The sequence below is a fragment of the Armatimonadota bacterium genome (genome assembly GCA_031432545.1).
In the GTDB taxonomy this organism is placed as follows: Bacteria; Sysuimicrobiota; Sysuimicrobiia; order Sysuimicrobiales; family Sysuimicrobiaceae; genus Caldifonticola; species Caldifonticola tengchongensis.
Genome location: JAVKGX010000001.1, coordinates 218308 through 236195, shown reverse-complemented (window position 1 = coordinate 236195; position 17888 = coordinate 218308). Strand labels below are relative to the sequence as shown.

General features: G+C 68.8%; 15 protein-coding genes and 2 tRNA genes. 11 read left to right on the top strand and 6 right to left on the bottom strand.

Annotation, left to right across the window (positions count from 1 at the left end; all coding sequences use genetic code 11):
* Nucleotides 1-35 precede the first annotated feature (35 nt).
* Nucleotides 36-1163 carry an isocitrate/isopropylmalate family dehydrogenase gene (locus QN163_01225; GenBank protein ID MDR5682634.1) on the top strand — a complete coding sequence of 376 codons (1128 nt, stop codon included), beginning with the start codon at nt 36-38 and terminating at the stop codon, nt 1161-1163.
* A gap of 31 nt (nt 1164-1194) precedes the next feature.
* Here the strand turns inward: QN163_01225 and QN163_01220 are convergent, their stop codons facing one another.
* Entirely contained in the window at nt 1195-2349 is a 1155-nt protein-coding gene (locus QN163_01220) for an AI-2E family transporter (GenBank protein ID MDR5682633.1), read from the bottom strand.
* 111 nt (nt 2350-2460) lie between these two features.
* Between QN163_01220 and QN163_01215 the strand changes: the two genes are divergently transcribed.
* The 7 genes from QN163_01215 (at nt 2461) to QN163_01185 (ending at nt 9960) form a co-directional block, all read left to right on the top strand.
* Nucleotides 2461-2535 (top strand) — tRNA-Asn (locus QN163_01215).
* 88 nt (nt 2536-2623) lie between these two features.
* Entirely contained in the window at nt 2624-4126 is a 1503-nt protein-coding gene (locus QN163_01210; protein ID MDR5682632.1) for a carboxypeptidase M32, read from the top strand.
* 81 nt (nt 4127-4207) lie between these two features.
* Nucleotides 4208-5704, top strand: coding sequence for a hypothetical protein (locus QN163_01205; GenBank protein ID MDR5682631.1), 1497 nt, complete (start codon nt 4208-4210; stop codon nt 5702-5704).
* 1 nt (nt 5705) lies between these two features.
* On the top strand, nt 5706-6803 hold the full coding sequence (locus tag QN163_01200) for a type IV pilus twitching motility protein PilT (protein MDR5682630.1): 1098 nt from the start codon (nt 5706-5708) through the stop codon (nt 6801-6803).
* Between the two features lie 31 nt (nt 6804-6834).
* On the top strand, nt 6835-7896 hold the full coding sequence (locus tag QN163_01195) for a PilT/PilU family type 4a pilus ATPase (protein MDR5682629.1): 1062 nt from the start codon (nt 6835-6837) through the stop codon (nt 7894-7896).
* Between the two features lie 158 nt (nt 7897-8054).
* Nucleotides 8055-9314, top strand: coding sequence for a S8 family peptidase (locus QN163_01190; GenBank protein ID MDR5682628.1), 1260 nt, complete (start codon nt 8055-8057; stop codon nt 9312-9314).
* Nucleotides 9315-9495: 181 nt separating this feature from the next.
* Nucleotides 9496-9960, top strand: a complete 465-nt coding sequence (locus QN163_01185; GenBank protein MDR5682627.1) for a hypothetical protein — start codon at nt 9496-9498, stop codon at nt 9958-9960.
* Nucleotides 9961-10020: 60 nt separating this feature from the next.
* Here the strand turns inward: QN163_01185 and QN163_01180 are convergent, their stop codons facing one another.
* On the bottom strand, nt 10021-10365 hold the full coding sequence (locus tag QN163_01180) for a hypothetical protein (protein ID MDR5682626.1): 345 nt from the start codon (nt 10363-10365) through the stop codon (nt 10021-10023).
* A gap of 135 nt (nt 10366-10500) precedes the next feature.
* Here QN163_01180 and QN163_01175 point away from each other — a divergent pair, with 135 nt between their 5' ends.
* Complete coding sequence (locus QN163_01175) at nt 10501-11391, top strand: radical SAM protein (GenBank protein MDR5682625.1); 891 nt, start codon at nt 10501-10503, stop codon at nt 11389-11391.
* A 66-nt stretch (nt 11392-11457) separates the two neighbouring features.
* Here QN163_01175 and QN163_01170 read toward each other — a convergent pair whose 3' ends face one another.
* Together QN163_01170 and QN163_01165 are read right to left on the bottom strand one after the other, a co-directional pair.
* A complete protein-coding gene (locus QN163_01170) occupies nt 11458-11664 on the bottom strand; it encodes a cold-shock protein (GenBank protein ID MDR5682624.1) in 207 nt (68 codons plus the stop codon).
* 124 nt (nt 11665-11788) lie between these two features.
* Nucleotides 11789-12613, bottom strand: a complete 825-nt coding sequence (locus QN163_01165) for an alpha/beta fold hydrolase (GenBank protein MDR5682623.1) — start codon at nt 12611-12613, stop codon at nt 11789-11791.
* A gap of 66 nt (nt 12614-12679) precedes the next feature.
* On the opposite strand from QN163_01165, the gene QN163_01160 reads away from it, so the two are divergent.
* Nucleotides 12680-12755, top strand: a tRNA-Lys gene (locus tag QN163_01160).
* Nucleotides 12756-12891: 136 nt separating this feature from the next.
* Here QN163_01160 and QN163_01155 read toward each other — a convergent pair.
* A complete protein-coding gene (locus QN163_01155; GenBank protein MDR5682622.1) occupies nt 12892-14142 on the bottom strand; it encodes a sensor domain-containing diguanylate cyclase in 1251 nt (416 codons plus the stop codon).
* The gene (locus QN163_01150) at nt 14126-16561 is read right to left on the bottom strand and encodes a GAF domain-containing protein (GenBank protein MDR5682621.1); all 2436 of its coding nucleotides are present in this window, start codon (nt 16559-16561) and stop codon (nt 14126-14128) included. Before QN163_01150 ends, QN163_01155 begins: the two co-directional genes overlap by 17 nt.
* A gap of 346 nt (nt 16562-16907) precedes the next feature.
* Between QN163_01150 and deoC the strand changes: the two genes are divergently transcribed.
* Nucleotides 16908-17885 carry a deoxyribose-phosphate aldolase gene (deoC, locus tag QN163_01145; protein ID MDR5682620.1) on the top strand — a complete coding sequence of 326 codons (978 nt, stop codon included), beginning with the start codon at nt 16908-16910 and terminating at the stop codon, nt 17883-17885.
* The last annotated feature ends 3 nt before the right edge of the window (nt 17886-17888 follow it).

The window sequence follows — 17888 nt, the reverse complement described above, 5'->3', positions numbered from 1 at the left end:
AGCGCCAACCCTCGCGTTTTACAATTGCCCTGCCGATGGCCTCTCCGACACCTGCTCCGCCCACCCTCGTCGTCCTCCAGGGGGACCAGACCGGACAGGAGCTGCTGGAGCAGGCGCTGCGGGTCTTGGCCCCCGGCGTCTGCGGGCTGCAGCTGCGCTTTGCAACCTACGACCTCGGCCTCCCCAACCGCCGCGCCACGCGCAACCAGGTCGTCTTGGACGCGGCACGCGCGCTGCGCGAGCACCGCGTGGGGCTGAAGGCGGCCACGATCACACCCGAAGGCGCCGACGACGTCGGTAGCCCCAACGCGCTGCTGCGGGAGGCGATCGGGGCGCAGGTCATCCTCCGGACGGGCCGGCGCATCCCCGGCGTCCGGCCCGTCGCCGGGGTGGTCGCACCGATCTCGGTCGTGCGGATGGCGGTCGAGGACGCCTACGGCGCGACGGAGTGGCGCGAGGGAGCGGCGCCGGACGAGATCGCCTACCGCACAACCAAAGTGAGCCGCCGCACCTGCCGCGTCGTCGCGGAGTTCGCGTTCCAGCACGCGCGGCGCATGGGCGCCAAGGTCTTCGGCGGCCCGAAGTACACGGTGAGCCCGATCTACGAGGGCATGCTCAAGGAGGAGATGGACGCCGCAGCCCGCCGGCATCCGGACGTCGCCTACGAGCCTCAACTCATCGACGCGGTGTACGCGCTGCTCCTGCAAACGACCGGTGAGCCGCTGGTCATCCCGGCGCTCAACCGCGACGGCGACACGCTGTCGGACCTGGTGCTGCAGATGTTCGGCAGCATCGCGGGCGCCGAGTCGCTCGTGCTGGCACTCGCAGAGGACGACCCGCAGGCCCCCGGCGGTACCCAACCTCTGCGCGTGCGCACCGTGGTCGCCGAGGCGCCGCACGGCACGGCACCGAGGCTGCACGGGAAGAACCTTGCGAACCCGATGGCGATGATCCTGGCGGCGGCTGCCGCCTTGGGCTACCTGGAGGACCGGGCGGCGGCGCGAGTGGCCCGGGCCATCTACGAGGCGACCTTCGAGGCTGCCCAGGACGGCGTCCGGACCGCCGACCTGGGCGGGGCGGCCACGACGACGGAGTTCACCGACGAGGTCATCCGCCGCGTACGCGCCAAACTCGACACCTGGGGCGCAGTGGGACTGCCCTGAGCCGGTCGGCGCGGACCCGGATCCGCCCCTTTTACGGGCCCCCGGCGGCTTCCTTGGGGCCGCGGCCGGCTGCGGGGGATTCCGGTTCGACGACCTCCAGCTCCACCGGCTCCAGCGGGGGCAAGTTCGCCTCCGACTCTGAGTGGGGCAGGGTGGCGCGCACGACCTCCTGGGAGATCACCTGCAGGGCGGCCGCCACCGGGACGGCCAGCAACACGCCGATGATGCCCATCAGCGCCCCGCCGACGAGCAGTGAGAAGATGGCCAAGATCGGCGACAGCCCCACGGCACGCTTCATCACGCGCGGCACCACGTAGTTCAGCTCGACCTGCTGGACGACCACGAACAGGACGACGACCGCGATCAGCTTCCACGTCGGCTGGAACAGGGCCACCAGGACCGCCGGAACCGCGCCGAGGAACGGGCCGATGTTGGGCACCAGTTCCATCAGCCCCGCCACGAGCCCGAGCAAAAACGGGTAGGGGATCCCCAGCGCCAGCAGCCCCGTGGTGATCGTCACGAAGATGAACAACGACAGCACGAACGTGCCGCGCAGCCAGCCACTGAACTTGCGCCCGATCTCTTCGATGACGTCGCCCACCAACGGGCGCTGCGCCGGCGGCCACAGGCGCAGAAAGCCGCGCTTGATCTGGGGCCCCTCGATCAACATGTAGATGGAGATGACGATCACCATCGTGGTCGTGAACACGCCGCTGACGAACCGGCCGAAGAATCCGGCGGCGGTGGTGAAGTACTGGGCGAGGTTCTCCACCTCCGCGGGCAACCGGGCGATCCAACGGCTCAGGTCCGGAATCCAAGGGTGCTGCGCGCGCATCCCCGCGACCCAGGCCTCCGCGTCACGGACGTAGCCGGGGATGCTCTGCAAAAACCCGGCTGCCTGCTGCACGATCGGCGTCACGAGGATCGTCACGATCAGTCCGAGCGCGGCGAACACTCCCAGCACGACCAGGAGGATGGCCCACCCCTTGCCCAACCGGCGGCCGCGCCCGACCGGGATGCGCTGCAGGGCCGCGACGCTGGGAGCCAAGCCCGCGGCGAGGATGGCTGAGATCAACATGATCACGAGGATGTCGGAGATGCGGACGAGCAGCCAAAGCAGCCCGTAGACGGCCCCGACCACGAGCGTCACGACCAGCGTGTTCACCGCCACGTCCGTCCGCTTCATCCGGACTCAGCCTCCTGCGCCGCCGACGTACCCTTCGCCCCGGTGGCCCCGGACTCCCGCACAGTTTGACAGCCGTCAAGCCCCGTCCGTATCATCCTTGGTGCTGCGCGTTCCGGCGTAGCTCAATGGTAGAGCACCTGGCTGTTAACCAGGGGGTTGTAGGTTCGAGTCCTACCGCCGGAGCCATCCCCGAGTCTGCCGAACCGCACCGATCGGCGGCGTCCGTTATACTGTCCTCGTCCAGACGACCATCAAGCGGAATCCGGAGACCACCGTGGGTAATGCCGTGAAGGAACTGCGGGAGCACTTGGCCGAGATCCACGACATCGGCAAGGCCATCGGCGTGCTGGGCTGGGACCAGCAGACCTATATGCCTGCGCGCGGGGGACCGCACCGCGCCGAACAGATCTCCACGCTCAGCCGGCTGGCCCATGCCAAGTTCACCTCGGACCGGACGGCGACGCTGCTGGACGCGGCCGAACCGGAAGTCGCTTCCCTGCCCGAAGAACACGACGACCGCTGCTTGGTGCGGATCGTCCGCCGCGACTACGACCGTGCCCGCAAGCTGCCGGAGGCGTTCGTCGCCGCGTGGGCGCGCGACCGCGTCCTGAGCAACCAGGTCTGGCGCCAGGCGCGCCCCGCGAACGACTTCGCCGCGTTCCGGCCGCACCTGGAGAAGATGGTCGACTACGCGCGACGGGCCGCGGACTTCTACGGATACGAAGATCACCCCTACGACGCGCTGCTGGAGGGCTACGAGCCCGGGATGCGCACCGCCGACGTCCGTCGGATCTTCGATGCGATCCGCCCGGAGCAGGTCGCACTCGTGCGGGCCATCGTCGAACGGCCGGAACCGCGCACGGACTTCCTCCACCGCGACTACTCCGTCGAAGCGCAGGCAGGGTTCGGACTGCGCATCGCGCAGGACTACGGCTACGACCTCACCCGCGGGCGCCTGGACACCTCCCCCCACCCCTTCGCAACCAGTTTCGGTCGGGACGACGTCCGCATCACGTCCCGCTACGACCGAAACGGCCTGTCCGAGGGGCTGTTCGCGATCCTCCACGAAACCGGCCACGCCCTGTACGAGATGAACACCGCCGCCTCCCTCGGACGCACCCCGCTGGCCCGGGGGTGCAGCATGGTCTTCCACGAGTCGTCGTCGCGGATGTGGGAGAACGTCGTCGGACGCAGCCGCCCGCTGTGGGAGCACTACTTCCCCCAGTTGCGGCAGACGTTCCCGGATGCGCTGGGGGACGTGACCGTCGAGGAGTTCTACCGCGCGATCAACAAGGTGCAGCCCAGCCTGATCCGGGTGGTGGCGGATGAGGTCACCTACAACCTGCACATCATGCTGCGGTTCGACCTGGAACTCGAGCTGGTGACCGACAAGATGCGCGCCGCGGACCTCCCCGAGGCCTGGGCAGCCGGCATGCGCTCCTACCTGGGGATCACGCCCCCCGACGACCGCGACGGCGTGATGCAGGACAGCCACTGGTCCAGCGGTTCGTTCGGGTACTTCCCGACCTACGCGCTGGGCAACGTGCTATCGGCCCAGATCTACCAGACGGCGCTGGCTGCCCGTCCCGAGATCCCCTCCGAGATCCGCGAGGGCCGCTTCCAGACCCTGCGGGAGTGGCTGGTCGACAACGTCTACCGCCACGGCCGCAAGTTCCTACCCCACGAACTGGTGCAGCGGGTGACCGGACGGCCGCTCGAGCCGCAGCCTTACCTGCTTTACCTCAAGGCGAAGTACAGCCAGATCTACGGCCTGTAGCCCGCCCAAACGCGACCGGCTGGGCGGTGGCAGGGATCTTGCTTTCCTGCCTGGGCAGATCCACACCGCGGGGAGGCAGAGTTGGGCACAGCCACGAGGACACGCCTCGGCGAGATTTTGGTTCAGACCGGCCTGATCACCCGGGCACAGCTGGACGAAGCGATCGCAGCCCACAAGCAGAGCGGGATTCGGCTGGGGGCCGCGCTGCTGCAGCTTGGCCATGCATCCGAGGACGACATCGCGTGGGCGCTAAGCACGCAGCTGCAGGTCCCCTACGTGCACCTGTCTCCCGAGCTGGTAGACCCCGCGGCGGTCGAGCGGGTGCCCGTCCATGCGGCGCGGCGTCTGGGGCTGTGCCCGGTGATCGCCACCACCGACGAGATCACGGTCGCGATGGTCGACCCGACCGACGAAGCCGCCGTCGCCGAGGTCGAACGGATCAGCGGGCTACGGGTCGCCACGGCCATCGCGCTGGCCAGCGACATCGAGACGACGCTCGCCGCCCTGCAGTCCCGTACCGGCAGCCCCGAGGTCGCCCTGGGGGCCCCAGCCCTGCGCTTCCACCTGAGTGCCGCGGCCGCTGCGGGCGCGGAGGAGATCTACTTCGAGCCGCTCGCTGCGGGCATTCGCGTCCGCTACCGAACCCCCGGCGGCCTGGTGGCCAGCCACGGCCCGTCGTTGGAACCGGGCACACTCGACGAGATCGCACGGGCGCCGCAGCCCGTGCGGGTGCAGATCCCACTTCCGGGTCATTGGCTGGACGTGAACCTACGGGCTGCGGCCACGCCGCACGGCACCGCGGTGTTCGGCACCCTGTCGGGGGGTTCGTTCGGCGACCTGCTGCCCGAGGGGGTGTTGGACCGTCTTTGCGAGACCATCCGGAAGCCCGGCGTGCTGATCGTCGGTTCCCCCGAGCCGGCGTTGCGGCGCGGGATCCTGCGGGCCCTGGCAGCGAGCGCGGACTCCCCTCGCACCCTGGTCGTCGTCGCCGGCGCGCCAGGCGCGACGGCCATCGGCAACGCTGTGGAAGTCCAGACGCCAGACCCCGACCTCGTTGCCCACACCCGGGCCGAGTTCGTGTCAGCCGACACCGGAGCCGACCTGGACCTGGCCGCCTTGCTCATCGCGGCCCGCCATCCTGGCCAGGTCCTGGTGGTGGGGACGCCGCACCTGCGCGCGGCCTGGGCCCTGGAGGACCTGGCCGCCCGGGCAGGCCGGCTGCACCTGCAGGCGGCGCTGACCGGCGTCCTCTGCACCGTACGCGTGCCCGCGCTGTGCCGGTGCGCGACCGAACACCGACAGCCCCCTCCCGGCTGGCCCGGGCAGCCGCCTGCCCGATGGGGGGCGCCCGCAGGCTGCGACGACTGCCGCCAGACCGGCTACGACGGATACGCCGTGCTGCACGAGTGGTACCCGGCAGGGCCAGAACTGCAGCGAGCCCTGCTGGAACCCTCGCCCTTTGCCCTGGCTGAGCGGATCCGATCCACTCTCGCGCCTGCGCTGGCGGACGGCGCGCGGGAAGCCGTGCAGCGTCTGCGGACGACCCCAAAGGCGGTCTGGGACCTGCTGGAGGCGTGACGTGGACATCACGCAGCTTCTGATCCTGGCCAAGGAGCGCGGTGCTTCCGACCTCCACCTCACAGTCGGAATCCCACCGAAGCTGCGCCTGCACGGCGCTCTGGTGGACGTCGACGGCTGGGCCCCGCTGACCAAGGAAGCGCTGCACACGATGATCTACGAGATCCTCTCGGACCATCAGAAGGCGAAGTTCGAGGAGAACTGGGACCTGGACTTCTCGATCGAACTGGCCAACCTCGGGCGCTACCGCGTGAACGTGTTCCAGCAGCGCCTGGGCGAGGGCGCGGTCTTCCGCTTGATCCCATCCCGGATCAAGACGCTGGAGGAACTCGGCCTGCCGCCCGTCCTCGGGGAGCTCGCCTTGCGCGACCGCGGGTTGATCCTCGTCACCGGACCCACCGGATCGGGCAAGTCGACGACGCTGGCGGCGATGGTGGATTTGATCAACCAGCGCCGCAGCGCCCACATCATCACGATCGAAGACCCGATCGAGTTCGTCCACGAACACAAGAAGTGCATCATCAACCAGCGCGAGGTGGGCCTGAACACCAAATCGTTCAGCGGTGCGCTGCGGGCCGCGCTGCGCGAGGATCCGGACGTGATCCTCGTCGGCGAGATGCGCGATCTGGAGACGATCTCGATGGCGCTGACGGCCGCGGAGACCGGCCACCTGGTGATGGCAACGCTGCACACGTCCAGCGCCCCACAGACGGTGAGTCGGATCATCGACGTCTTCCCCAGCCACCAGCAAGAGCAGGTCCGCGTCCAGCTGGCCGAGGGACTCGTCGGCGTGGCCGCCCAGATCCTGCTGCCCACGGCCGACGGATCGGGGCGAGTGCCCGCGGTCGAGGTGATGGTCGCCACCCCGGCGATTCGCAACCTGGTCCGCGAGAACAAGATCCACCAGATCCTCTCGGCGATCCAGACGGGGATGAAGGACGGCATGCAGAGCCTCGACCAGAGCCTGCGCAACCTGCTGAAGACCGGACAGATCACACCGGAGACGGCCGCGCGGTGGGCCGTCGACAAGCACACCTTCGCCCGCGACGGGGTCACCGGTGGGGTCGCCAAGCCGTCCCTGCACGGAGCGTGGGGATGACGGACCGCCGATAGAGTCGGGAGGACGGATCGTGCACATCAACGACCTGCTCGCTCGGATGGTGGAACTGGATGCCAGCGACCTGTACGTGAAGGTGGGCTCCCCGCCGATGTACCGGGTGCACGACGAGATGCGTCCGAGTTCCGACGAGCGGGTGACGGTCAACCTGGCGGCGGAACTCGTGTCTCAACTGCTGCGCGAAGACCAACTCGCCGAACTGCAATCCCGCCAGAGCATCGATTTGGCCTACAGCGTGCCCAAGATCGGCCGCTTCCGCGTCAACGTCTACCGTCAGCGCGGATCGCTCGCGATCGTCGCGCGCCGTGTCCGAACGGACATCCCGTCCTTCGAGGACCTCGGCCTGCCGGAGGTGCTGCGCGATCTGGTCATGCGCAAGCGGGGCCTGGTGCTGGTGACGGGGCCTTCCGGATCCGGCAAGTCGACGACGCTCGCCGCGATGATCGACCAACGCAACGCGCAGCGCGACGGCCACATCGTGACGATCGAGGATCCCATCGAGTACCTGCACGCGGACAAGAAGAGCATCGTCAGCCAGCGCGAAGTCGCCACCGACACCCCGACGTTTCACGACGCGCTGCGCGGTGCCCTCCGCCAGGCACCCGACGTCGTGCTGATCGGGGAGATGCGCGATCAGGAGTCCGCGGAGGCCGCGCTGTACTTCGCCGAGACCGGCCACCTGGTCTTGAGCACGCTGCACTCCATGAACGCCGCGCAGACCCTCGAGCGGATGCTGGCGTTCTTCTCGCCCGACCACACGCAGGAGATCCTCCACCGCCTGTCCATCACGCTCGAGGGCATCGTCTCTCAGCGCCTCATCCCGCGCTCCGACGGCCGGGGACGGGTGGCAGCGGTGGAAGTCCTTGTGGCGACGCCCCGCATCCGCGAACTCATCAAGAAGGGCGATATCGGGTCGATCCGCCAGGCGCTGCACGCCGGACGGCAGGAGGGGATGCAGACGTTCGACCAGGCCCTCCATGACCTCTACCAGCGCGAGTTGATCAGCTACGAAGAAGCCCTGCGCAACGCCGATTCCCCGAACGACCTGCGCCTGCGCATCCGGGGCCTAGCCTGACCGGGCCGTCGGCGATCTGCAGCCGCGGATCCCGACAAGCACCTTTCGTGGGCTTTTCTGCAAGAATGCGAGAGGTTTTCCGCAGGAAAGGAAATCGGAGTCCGATCTCGAATACGGAACGACCGTATCAGGTGCACAACGGGGGAGGTGAGTTTTTCGTGAGAGCACTAAGTATCGGCCGCCTGGCGGCCGCACTCGCCGCGGCCCTGGTTGTTTCCTCCTGCGGATCGGGCTTCCAGCTCGGTCCGCCGCCTACGATGTCTCCTGCGGCCGGTGCGGCATCCGGAGACTTCGTGCCCGACGAACTCCTCGTCCGCTTCCGGCCCGGAGCCAGCGCCGCGCGGATCGCGGGTGAGGTCGGGGCATCCGTCGTCGACCGGATCGGCGGGATCGACGTGCACGTGCTGAGGGTCGAACCGGCGCGGGCCGAGGTGGTCCTGCAGGCCCTGTCGCGCAACCCCAACGTCGAGTACGCCGAGCGCAACGGCATCGCCACGCTGTTCGCGGACCCGAACGACCCCTACGACAACACGACGTGCTACGAGTCGTCCAAACACGGCTGCGTGATGCAGTGGGGGTGGGAGAAGGTGCAGGCGTACGCGGCCTGGGATTTTACCACGGGCAGCGGCACGGTGCGCATCGCGGTCGTGGACACCGGCATCGACAACAGCCACGAGGACCTGCCGCCGGTGGCGGCCCAGCGTGACTTCGTGAACAACGACAACAACGCTGAGGACGACAACGGGCACGGCACCCACGTCGCCGGGACGATCGGCGCGCTGACGAACAACGGCAAGGGCGTGGCCGGCGCGAACTGGGCGGTCAGCCTGCTGGGGGTGAAGGTCCTCAGCGCCACCGGATCGGGTAGCTATTCTGCCGTCGCCAACGGCATCGTCTGGGCCGCGGATCAGGGTGCCAAGGCGATCAACCTGAGCCTGGGCGGCAGCCTGCCGTCGAGCACGCTGCGCAACGCCGTCGACTACGCGTGGAACAAGGGCGCCGTACTGGCCTGCGCGGCCGGCAACAGCGGGACCAAGCAGAAGACCTACCCCGCGGCGTACACGAACTGCATCGCCGTGGCGGCCACGGACGAGAACGACAACAAGGCGTCGTTCAGCAACTACGGTGCCGACTGGGTGGACGTCGCCGCCCCGGGGGTTCGGATCCTGTCGACGATGCCCGACACGGTCGTGTACCTGAACAGCCAGTACGGATACAAGACGCTGTACGACTCGCTCAACGGCACCTCGATGGCCACGCCCCACGTCGCCGGGCAGGCGGGCTTGATCTGGGCCCGGGGTCAGTGCACGAGCGCGTCGTGCGTCCGGAACAAGATCGAGAGCACCGCGGACCCGATCCCCGGCACCGGCAACTACTGGAAGTGGGGCCGCGTCAACTACCACAACTCCGTGAAGTAGCCTGTCGGCACGGGTCGAAGGCCGGGTCCTGGCGGGACCCGGCCTTCGTTTTTCCCTCACCCCCACCGCATCAGCCCGCCGTCCCTGCGCGGTGACAGCCAAAAGACACCGTCCCGGTCTGCGGTGCCGCGGATCGGCGGGGACACTACAATGCAGGTAAACGGCGCAGGGGAGGCCGGCGATGAATAGACGCTATCCGGGAGGATTCCCCGACGACTCCGAGGAAGAGGAACAGCGCGAGCAGGACCATCTGCCGTCGACCACGGAGGAGGAGGCGGACGAGATGCTGTACGGCGAATACGAGGAAGGCGAGCGCACGCGGATGGAGGAAGAGCAGGGCACCGTGTTCGGACCCGGCTGGCCCGAGGCGCCGGCGGTCCCTCCGGCAGCACCGGCCAAGCCGAAGAAGGCGCCGGCCAAACCGGCCCGCCGCAAGCCAGCGAAGAAGGCCGCAGCCCGACGCAAGCCTGCCGCCAAGACGAAGGCCGCTCCCAAGCGGAAGACGGCCGCCACCAAGCGCGCGGCCCGCAAGGCTGCGGGGAGAAAGACCACCCGACGGGCGGCGAAGAAGGCACCCGCGCGGCGTACCACCGCCAGGAAGGCGGCCAAGGGAACGGTGCGGCGCACGGCGAAGCGGCGCCGCTGAGGCCGCCCGAGATCACGGGAGGCCGCCGGTTCCGGCGGTCTCTTGCTTTTGCGGGGGTCTTTATGTCTTCTTCGGAGGGGCGCCGAACTGGATCAGGCCAGTCTGGCGCTGACCGGCCGGCTTGCGCTGCGGCACGCGCGGATGGGCCGCCAAGTCGAGGTTCAGGCTCTTGCCGCACTCACAGGTGACGGCTGTCGTCTGGCCGGCGTTCACCCACACCCGGCCGGCGGACTCTGCGCGTCTGCGCAGCGCATCGAGCGCTCCTCGGGCTTGCTCTTCGGCATCCTCGCGCGCCCCCTGCTCGCGCGTACCCTGGCCGTACAGGGGGTAGACGACCGCCTTAGGGTAGTAGACGGCGTACTCCCTCCCGCACCGCCCGCAGTGGAAGCCCAGCATCAGCGCCATATTGTGTCCTCTTGTGTCCTCGTCCAGATTGTATCCCCAAGGGAGCGTGCCTTGCGCGGGCGGGTCGGCGCAGCCGCACCCGGCCACAGCTCAGGCCCATTGACAGCGAACGTATGTACGCTATACGGTAGGTACGTGAAGCCCCCTGTTGAAGTGATAGAGATCCGGGTCAAGTCGGTGCTCAACCGCGTCCGAGGCATGGACTTCCGGTGGTCCATCAACCCGTACAGAGGATGCTCACACGGGTGTGTCTTCTGCTATGCCCGCCGCACGCACTGGTTCTTGGACCACGACGGAGTCGGGGAGTGGGCCACAAAGGTGTTCGTCAAGGTCAACGCACCCGAGGTGTTGCGCACAGAGCTGTCCCGGCAGTCCTGGAAGCGAGAGCTCGTGGCCGTGGGGACGGCCACGGATCCCTACCAGGCCGCCGAGGGCCGCTACCGGATCACCCGCCGGATCCTCCAGGCGCTGCGGGACCTCCGCACGCCCGCGAGCATCGTTACGCGGTCGCCGATGATCTTGCGCGACCTCGATGTCCTGGCCGACCTCGCGCGGGCGGCGGGGCTGACGGTGTGCGTGAGCGTCGCCACGACCGACAAGGATCTGGCCAGGCAGATCGAACCCACCGTGGCGCCGCCGGCTCAGCGCCTGAAGGTTGTGGAACGGCTCGTCGCAGCAGGGATCCGCACCGGTGTGCTGCTGGCGCCGATCCTCCCGGAATTGACCGACCATCCGGCGAGCCTGGCGGCCGTGGTCCGGGCCGCTTGCGACCACGGCGCACACTTCGTGGGACACAACGTGTTGCATCTGGGCGACGTCACGCGGGACGCGTTCTTTGACTTCCTGCACCAGCACCACCCGGAACTGGTTTACCGCTACGCGCGCCTGTACTCGGGCAAGTACGCACCGCGGACGTATCGGCAGGCGGTATCGCGGATTGTCGCCGAGCAGAAGGCGCAGACCCGGATCGCCAGGCGCGCATGCCTCGCGCCCCGGCCCGAACCCGAACAGCTCGTCCTGCTGTAGAGGTGTCGGGGAACGACCACCGCGGCCGCGGGCCCCAAGACGAGCGGTTGGCTGTTGGCGGCGACGTCAGTCGATCGGACGCACGCCCGTCGCCTGCGGACCCTTCGCGCCCTGCGTAGCAGTGTATTCCACCCGCTGGCCTTCGTTGAGGGTCTTGTAGCCCTCACCCTCGATCCCGCTGAAGTGCACGAACAGATCCTTGCCGCCGTCTTCCGGCGTGATGAATCCGTACCCCTTCTCGTTGTTGAACCACTTCACCGTGCCCGTCGGCATCCTCTCGACCATCCCTCTCCTGCGAGCTGCCGCACAACTGCGGCGCCCGCGCAGTATCTCACGAATCCCCCCGCGCGGCAACCCGCGACCGCCGCCGCGTATGCCACGCCGCGGGCGTGGAATCCTAGGGGGAAACGCGGCGCAGGTAATGCGCGATCGCCTTCGCGGTCAGGTCGGGTGCCTCCAGACTCGGCGTGTGGCCTGCACGGGGGATCACGACGAGTTCTGCGTCGGGCAGCGATCGCGCCATCTGTCGAGCGCTGTCGGGCGGTGTGAGGGCGTCCTCCTCACCCACCACGATCAGAACGGGGATGCCGAGGTTGGGCAGCAAATCCCGGCTGTCCGGGCGGTCCATCATGCCTTTCAGGCAGGCGGCCAGCACGTGGTCGGGGACGCGGAGTGCGATCCGCCGAACGTGACCCAACAGCGCCGGATGCCTGGCTTTGGTCGTCTCGCCCAGCAACCCCGGGACAAAACCATCCAAAAACGCCGACGCCCCTTCGCGGCGGATCTTCTCGATGCCGGCGAGCCGCTTCGCCTTGCCCTCGTCGGTATCGGGCTCGGCCCGGGTGTCGACAAGGATGAGGCCAGACAGACGATCCGCGTACCGGGCGGCGAACCGGAAGGCAACATACCCGCCCATGGAGTGGCCACCCAACACGAACCGTTCGAAGCCGAGGTGCTCGGCCAATGCCACGATGTCGTCTGCCAGCACATCCATGCCGTACTGTCCGACCGGCTTGGCTGACAGCCCGTGGCCGCGCAGGTCGGGGGTGACGAGCCGGCAGGTCTCCGACAACCACTCGCGCATCGGGGCCCAGATCTCACAAGAAAGGGGGAAGCCGTGGAGCAAAATCACGGCTTCACCGTGCCCGCCGTCCTGGTAGTAGATGTCGTGACCGTGCAACGCCGCGTAGGGCATGGGCGCTCCCGCATTATTGTCGCTCACCGGAACCGATCGCGGCCTCGGGCCTCGCCGTTTCCAAATTCTGCTGAGGCCCCGTAGAATACCTGGGGGCCGTTAGCTCAGTGGGCAGAGCGCCGGGCTTTTAACCCGGGCGTCGGGGGTTCGAGTCCCTCACGGCCCACCACGGGATTCCAAACAGAACGCCGTTCCCCCTCAGCGGGTTGGGGATGCGGGAAAGGTCGTATGCAGACTCCGCCCTGGCCGGAGTCTACGGCGGGCGCGGCGGATGGGGTGAAAACCCGATCCCTTCCCAACAGAACTCACGCGAACACTCGGCTGTTGCGGGCCGCCGGCGGGCCGCCGGGTTCCGGATCACCCGCGACCCAGACGCGGTTCTTGCCCGCGCGCTTGGCCCGGTACAGCGCCTCGTCGGCCCTGCGGATCAGTTCCTCCGCCGTATCGGCATGACGGGGAAACTCCGCGATGCCAAGACTCGCCGTGACCACCACGGGCGTGGACCCGACGTGCACAAGCGGCCGCGCCGACAGCCGGGCCCGGATCCGCTCGGCCACCCTCCCGGCCTCGTCCGCGCCGGTCTCGGGCATCACGATCGCGAACTCCTCCCCACCGTAGCGCGCAACGACATCCTCGGCACGCACGACGCCCCGCAGCACGCCGGCCAGCGCCCGCAGCACGCGGTCGCCTTCTGCGTGTCCGAAGGTGTCGTTCGTGGCCTTGAAGTCATCCAGGTCCAAAAAGCCCAACGCCAGCCGCTGGCCGCGACGGCGCGCCCGAGCGATCTCTTCGCGGATGCGGTGCTGGAAGTAGGCGTGGTTGAGTAGGTCCGTCAGACCGTCGCGAATCGCCCGCTCGCGCGTCTCCTCGAACCGCATGGCGTTCCGCAATGCCACGCCCATCTGCGCTGCCACGCTGCAGATCAGGTCGACGTCGTCGGGGTACAGACGCCGCCCACCCACGGTCTCCACGTTCAGGACGCCGACGACTTGACCTTCGACGAGGATCGGGCATGCGATCTCCGACGTGGTACCGTCCGTACCCGGGATGAAATCCGGACATGTGCGGACGTCGGGCACGAAGACGATCTGTTTGGTGCGCGCCGCACGCCCGGTCACGCCGCGGTTCAGCGGGATCTCCGGCACGTGCGCGTAACCGATCCACACCGCGGGCACCAACCTGTTTTCCTCGAGCCACATCACCGCGACGTGGCTGTATCCCATGATCTTATGGACCGCGTTCACCGACTCGCGCAGCACCTCCTTGGGTTCCAGCGCTGACGCGGCGATCTGAGCCGTCCGCTCGAGCGCTCGCAGCCGGGCATTCATCTCGTACAGGCGGCGCAGGCGGCGGAGCGCGACCGCACCCGCCGACACGCTCAAGGCCAAGAACAGCAGACTCGGGCCACGCAAGTCGAACGTCTGCGGCTCCGCGAACGCCGCCCACCGATCGAACATCAGCAGTTGCAGGCTGGCGATCACCGCCACGGTGGTCGGGACGGCCACCAGGAAGATGTCGTCGACGAACTCTCCGGACCGGTTACGATCCACGCGCATCGCTGCTCCGCTGCTCCTGTAGGAAGTCCACGAAGACGGCCACGACGTCGGGATCGAACTGCGTCCCCGCACACCGCCGCAGCTCGGCCACCGCCTCTTCGTGCGAGCGGGCTTGCTTGTACGGTCGGCGATCGATCATGGCCCCGTACGCATCCACCGTGGCCAAAATCCGGGCGCCCAGCGGGATGGTGTCGCCGGCCAGCCCGTCGGGATAGCCGGTGCCGTCCCAGCGCTCCTGGTGGTGTCGGACCAGCCGCGCGACGTTCCGCAACCGCTCGACCGGCTGCAGGATCCGCTCGCCGATGGCCGGGTGCCGCCGCATCACGGTCCACTCCTGTTCCGTCAGCGGCCCGGGCTTGAGGAGGATGGAGTCCGGGATCCCGATCTTGCCGATGTCGTGCAGCAGGGCCGCCCAGCGGATCTCGCGCGTCTGCTGCTCGTGGCAGCCCATGCGTCGCGCCACCGCTTGGGCCCACACGGCCAGACGGTCCGCGTGCCCGGCGGTGTAGCTGTCGCGGGCGTCCATGGCCCGAGCGAGCGCCAGGACCATCTCGATGTATGAGTGCTCGAGGTGGGCAAACAGGGATGCCCGCCTGATCGCGTTGCCGGCCAGCTCGGCCAACGCCTCGACGATCCTCACCTCGTGAGGCGCGTACGCGCACCCATCCGGGACCCTGCGGCGCGCCACCGACAGCGTGCCGATCGTTCCGTCGTCCGATCGGACCGGGACGATGACGACCGGACCCAGCCCGGCCTCCGCGCCAATGCGGACGCCGGAGTCCTCGGGAAAGGCCGCGGCGACGAACGGAACCCCGCTGGCGACCACCCGGCCGGACAGACTCTCCGGAGGCAAGCGGGTTCCGACGAGGTGCGGCAGAGCGCCCTCGACGTGTGCGAACGTCAGGCTGCCGTCCGGGGTCAGCAGAGCGATCGCGCCGTGATCCGAGCGCGTCAGTCGGACGGCGCGCTGCACGACGATCGGGTACATTTCCTCCACGCTCGAAGCCTGGCGCAGCGCGGTGCTGAGTTCGTAGACCGCCTCCAGTTCGGCGGTGCGCGCCCGCAGCGCGGCTTCCGCTTCCCACCGCTCGGTGACGTCGCGGGAGTTGACGACGACCGCACCGATGTCCGGGTCCGCGCGCAGGTCGCTGCCGATCGACTCCAGCCACGTCCACGCGCCACCGGCGTTGCGGAACCTGTAGCGCACCACGTGGCCGGATCGTCTCTCCCGCAGCATCGCCTGGAACTCGGCCCGCACCGCCGGCCGATCCTCTGGGTGTACGTAGTCGAACACGTTTTGTCCCAAAAGGTCCTCGGGTGCGTACCCGAGGACCCTCGCGATCGAGGGGCTCTGGTACAGGACCGTGCCGTCGGCGGCCAGCAACGTGAGAATGTCGGAGCTGTTCTGCACCAGCGCCCGGAACCGGCGCTCGCTGTCCCGGACGCGCGTGTGCAGCCGCGCTCGCGTCATCGCCATGCCGACGTATTCTGCCACCATCGTCATCAGGCGGAGATCGTCATCCCCCAGGCGCACCCCCTCCGGGGTCTCGACGTTGAGGGTCCCGACGACCGCGGCTTCGTCCACCAGCGGCACGCAAACCTCCGAGGCCACACCCTCCAGAGGTCCGACGTAGTCGGGGTCGAGCCGTACGTCCCGGACCAGCGCTCCCACCCCGGTGCGCACGACGCGGCCGTTCACCCCACGTTCGATCGGGATCTGGGGCAGAGCCCAGCCGGTCCCGGTGTGGGCCCGGCAGACGAGTTGGGCGTCCTCCCGCGTGTAGATCGCAACCCTCGGGTAGCCGAACACATCGGAGATCGCGTACACCACGGCCTCGAACAGAGCCGGTATGTCCATGGCGCGGGCGAGGACGGAGCGCACCCGGTGGAGCAACTCCAGTTCCCTGGCATGCCGCTGCACGGCGGCGTGCTGCTGGGCGTTGTCCAGCGCGATCGCGGCCACCTCTGCGAACCGCGTCAGCATCGCCACCTGCTCCGGGTCGAACCTCTTGCCGGGATCGGTGTGCACCACGGTCAGCACGCCGAGGGGTCGGCCGCGGCTCAAGAAGGGGACGGCCGCGGCGGCGCGCACCGCCCCGCGTGGGATCTGCGGACGCCGACAGGGCCACGTGTCGTAGTCGTCGACGACGACGGGCCGGCGGAGTTGCCACGCACGCCCGCCCAGCCCTTCTCCGGGACGGATGCCGACGCCGATGTACGCCCGCAGAGTGTCGGTCGTCGCCTCGGTTATGAGCATATCTTCTTCCGGGCTGTACAGGGCGACGATGCCGTGGGGCGCGCCGGCGAACCGGCAGGCGTGGCTGAGGATGGCCTGCAACAGGTCCGAGACCGCCATGCATCCACCGAGCGCGACGGCGATCTCGTGCAGCGCCCGGAAGGCCTCGTTTTGCTGGCGCACAGATGCTTCCCCGGCAGTGTCCGCCGGACGGTCGTCCTGGGCCGAGCCCGGAACGGACGAAAGCGGCAAGCCGCCGGCGTGCGCGGGCCGGCTGCCCTGCACGCGGTGTCTGACTCTCGTCCGCACGCACACCCCCTCGTCGTGCAGCCCCGGCCAAGAGACGACCGCGCTCGTGCGGTGGGTCGAGCAGCATCGGAGCAAGAAGGGTGCCACGTTCCCGGCTGCGGGCCTGCTCCGACAACCCGACGAGCACGGTACCCAAAGCCCGGACACCCGTCCGGACGGACGGTCCGCGCGCCGCCGGCGATGGCGCGCAGTTGGAACTGAGGAGTAGCATAGTGGCCAGATGGCGACGACGGTCCGACCGCCGGAGATCGAGACCCGCAACCCCGGAACGCCGCTCGACCTGGATCGGGTGCGGGAGATCCGTGTCAACCGCAGCGCGGTGGAGCGGCGCGCCGCCGCGATCCCCGCCCGGCGCACCGTCAAGCGGGAGTGGCAGGCGGCATGGCTCATCCGCGCCGTCCAGTGCATGGACCTCACGACGCTGGCCGGCGATGACACCCCGGGCAACGTCCGCCGGCTGTGCGCCAAGGCCCGCCAGCCCGTGCGATCGGACATCCTGGAGGGTTTTGGGCTTTCGCCCGCCGAGGTCCGCGTCGCGGCCGTCTGCGTCTACCACAACCTGGTCCCGGTCGCGGTACACGCGCTGGGGGGGTCGGGGATCCCGGTCGCCGCGGTGTCGACCGGCTTCCCGGCCGGCCAGACCCCCCTGCGCCTGAAGCTCGAGGAAATTGCCGAATCGGTGCGGGCCGGAGCCGAGGAGATCGACGTCGTGATCTCCCGCGCGCACGTGCTGACCGGAAACTGGCAGGCGCTGTACGACGAGGTCCGCGCCTTCCGTGAGGCCGCGGGCGGTGCGCACCTCAAGGCCATCCTGGCCTGCGGGGAACTCGGCACGCTGCGCCAGGTGGCCCAGGCCAGCGCCGTCTGCATGATGGCCGGCGCCGATTTCGTCAAGACGTCGACCGGGAAGGAAGCCGTCAACGCCACGCTGCCGTTCGGGCTGGTGATGGTTCGGCAGATCCGCGACCACTTCGAGCGGACCGGGTTCCGCGTGGGGTTCAAGCCGGCCGGCGGCATCCGCACGGCCCGACAGGCGTTAGAGTGGCTCCTGTTGGTGAGAGAAGAACTCGGGGCGGACTGGCTGCAACCCCGCCTGTTCCGGATCGGCGCGAGCGGTCTGATCACCGACATCGAGCGGCAACTGTGGCACAACCTGACCGGGCATTACTCGGCGGCGCATCACCACCCGATGCCGTGAGTC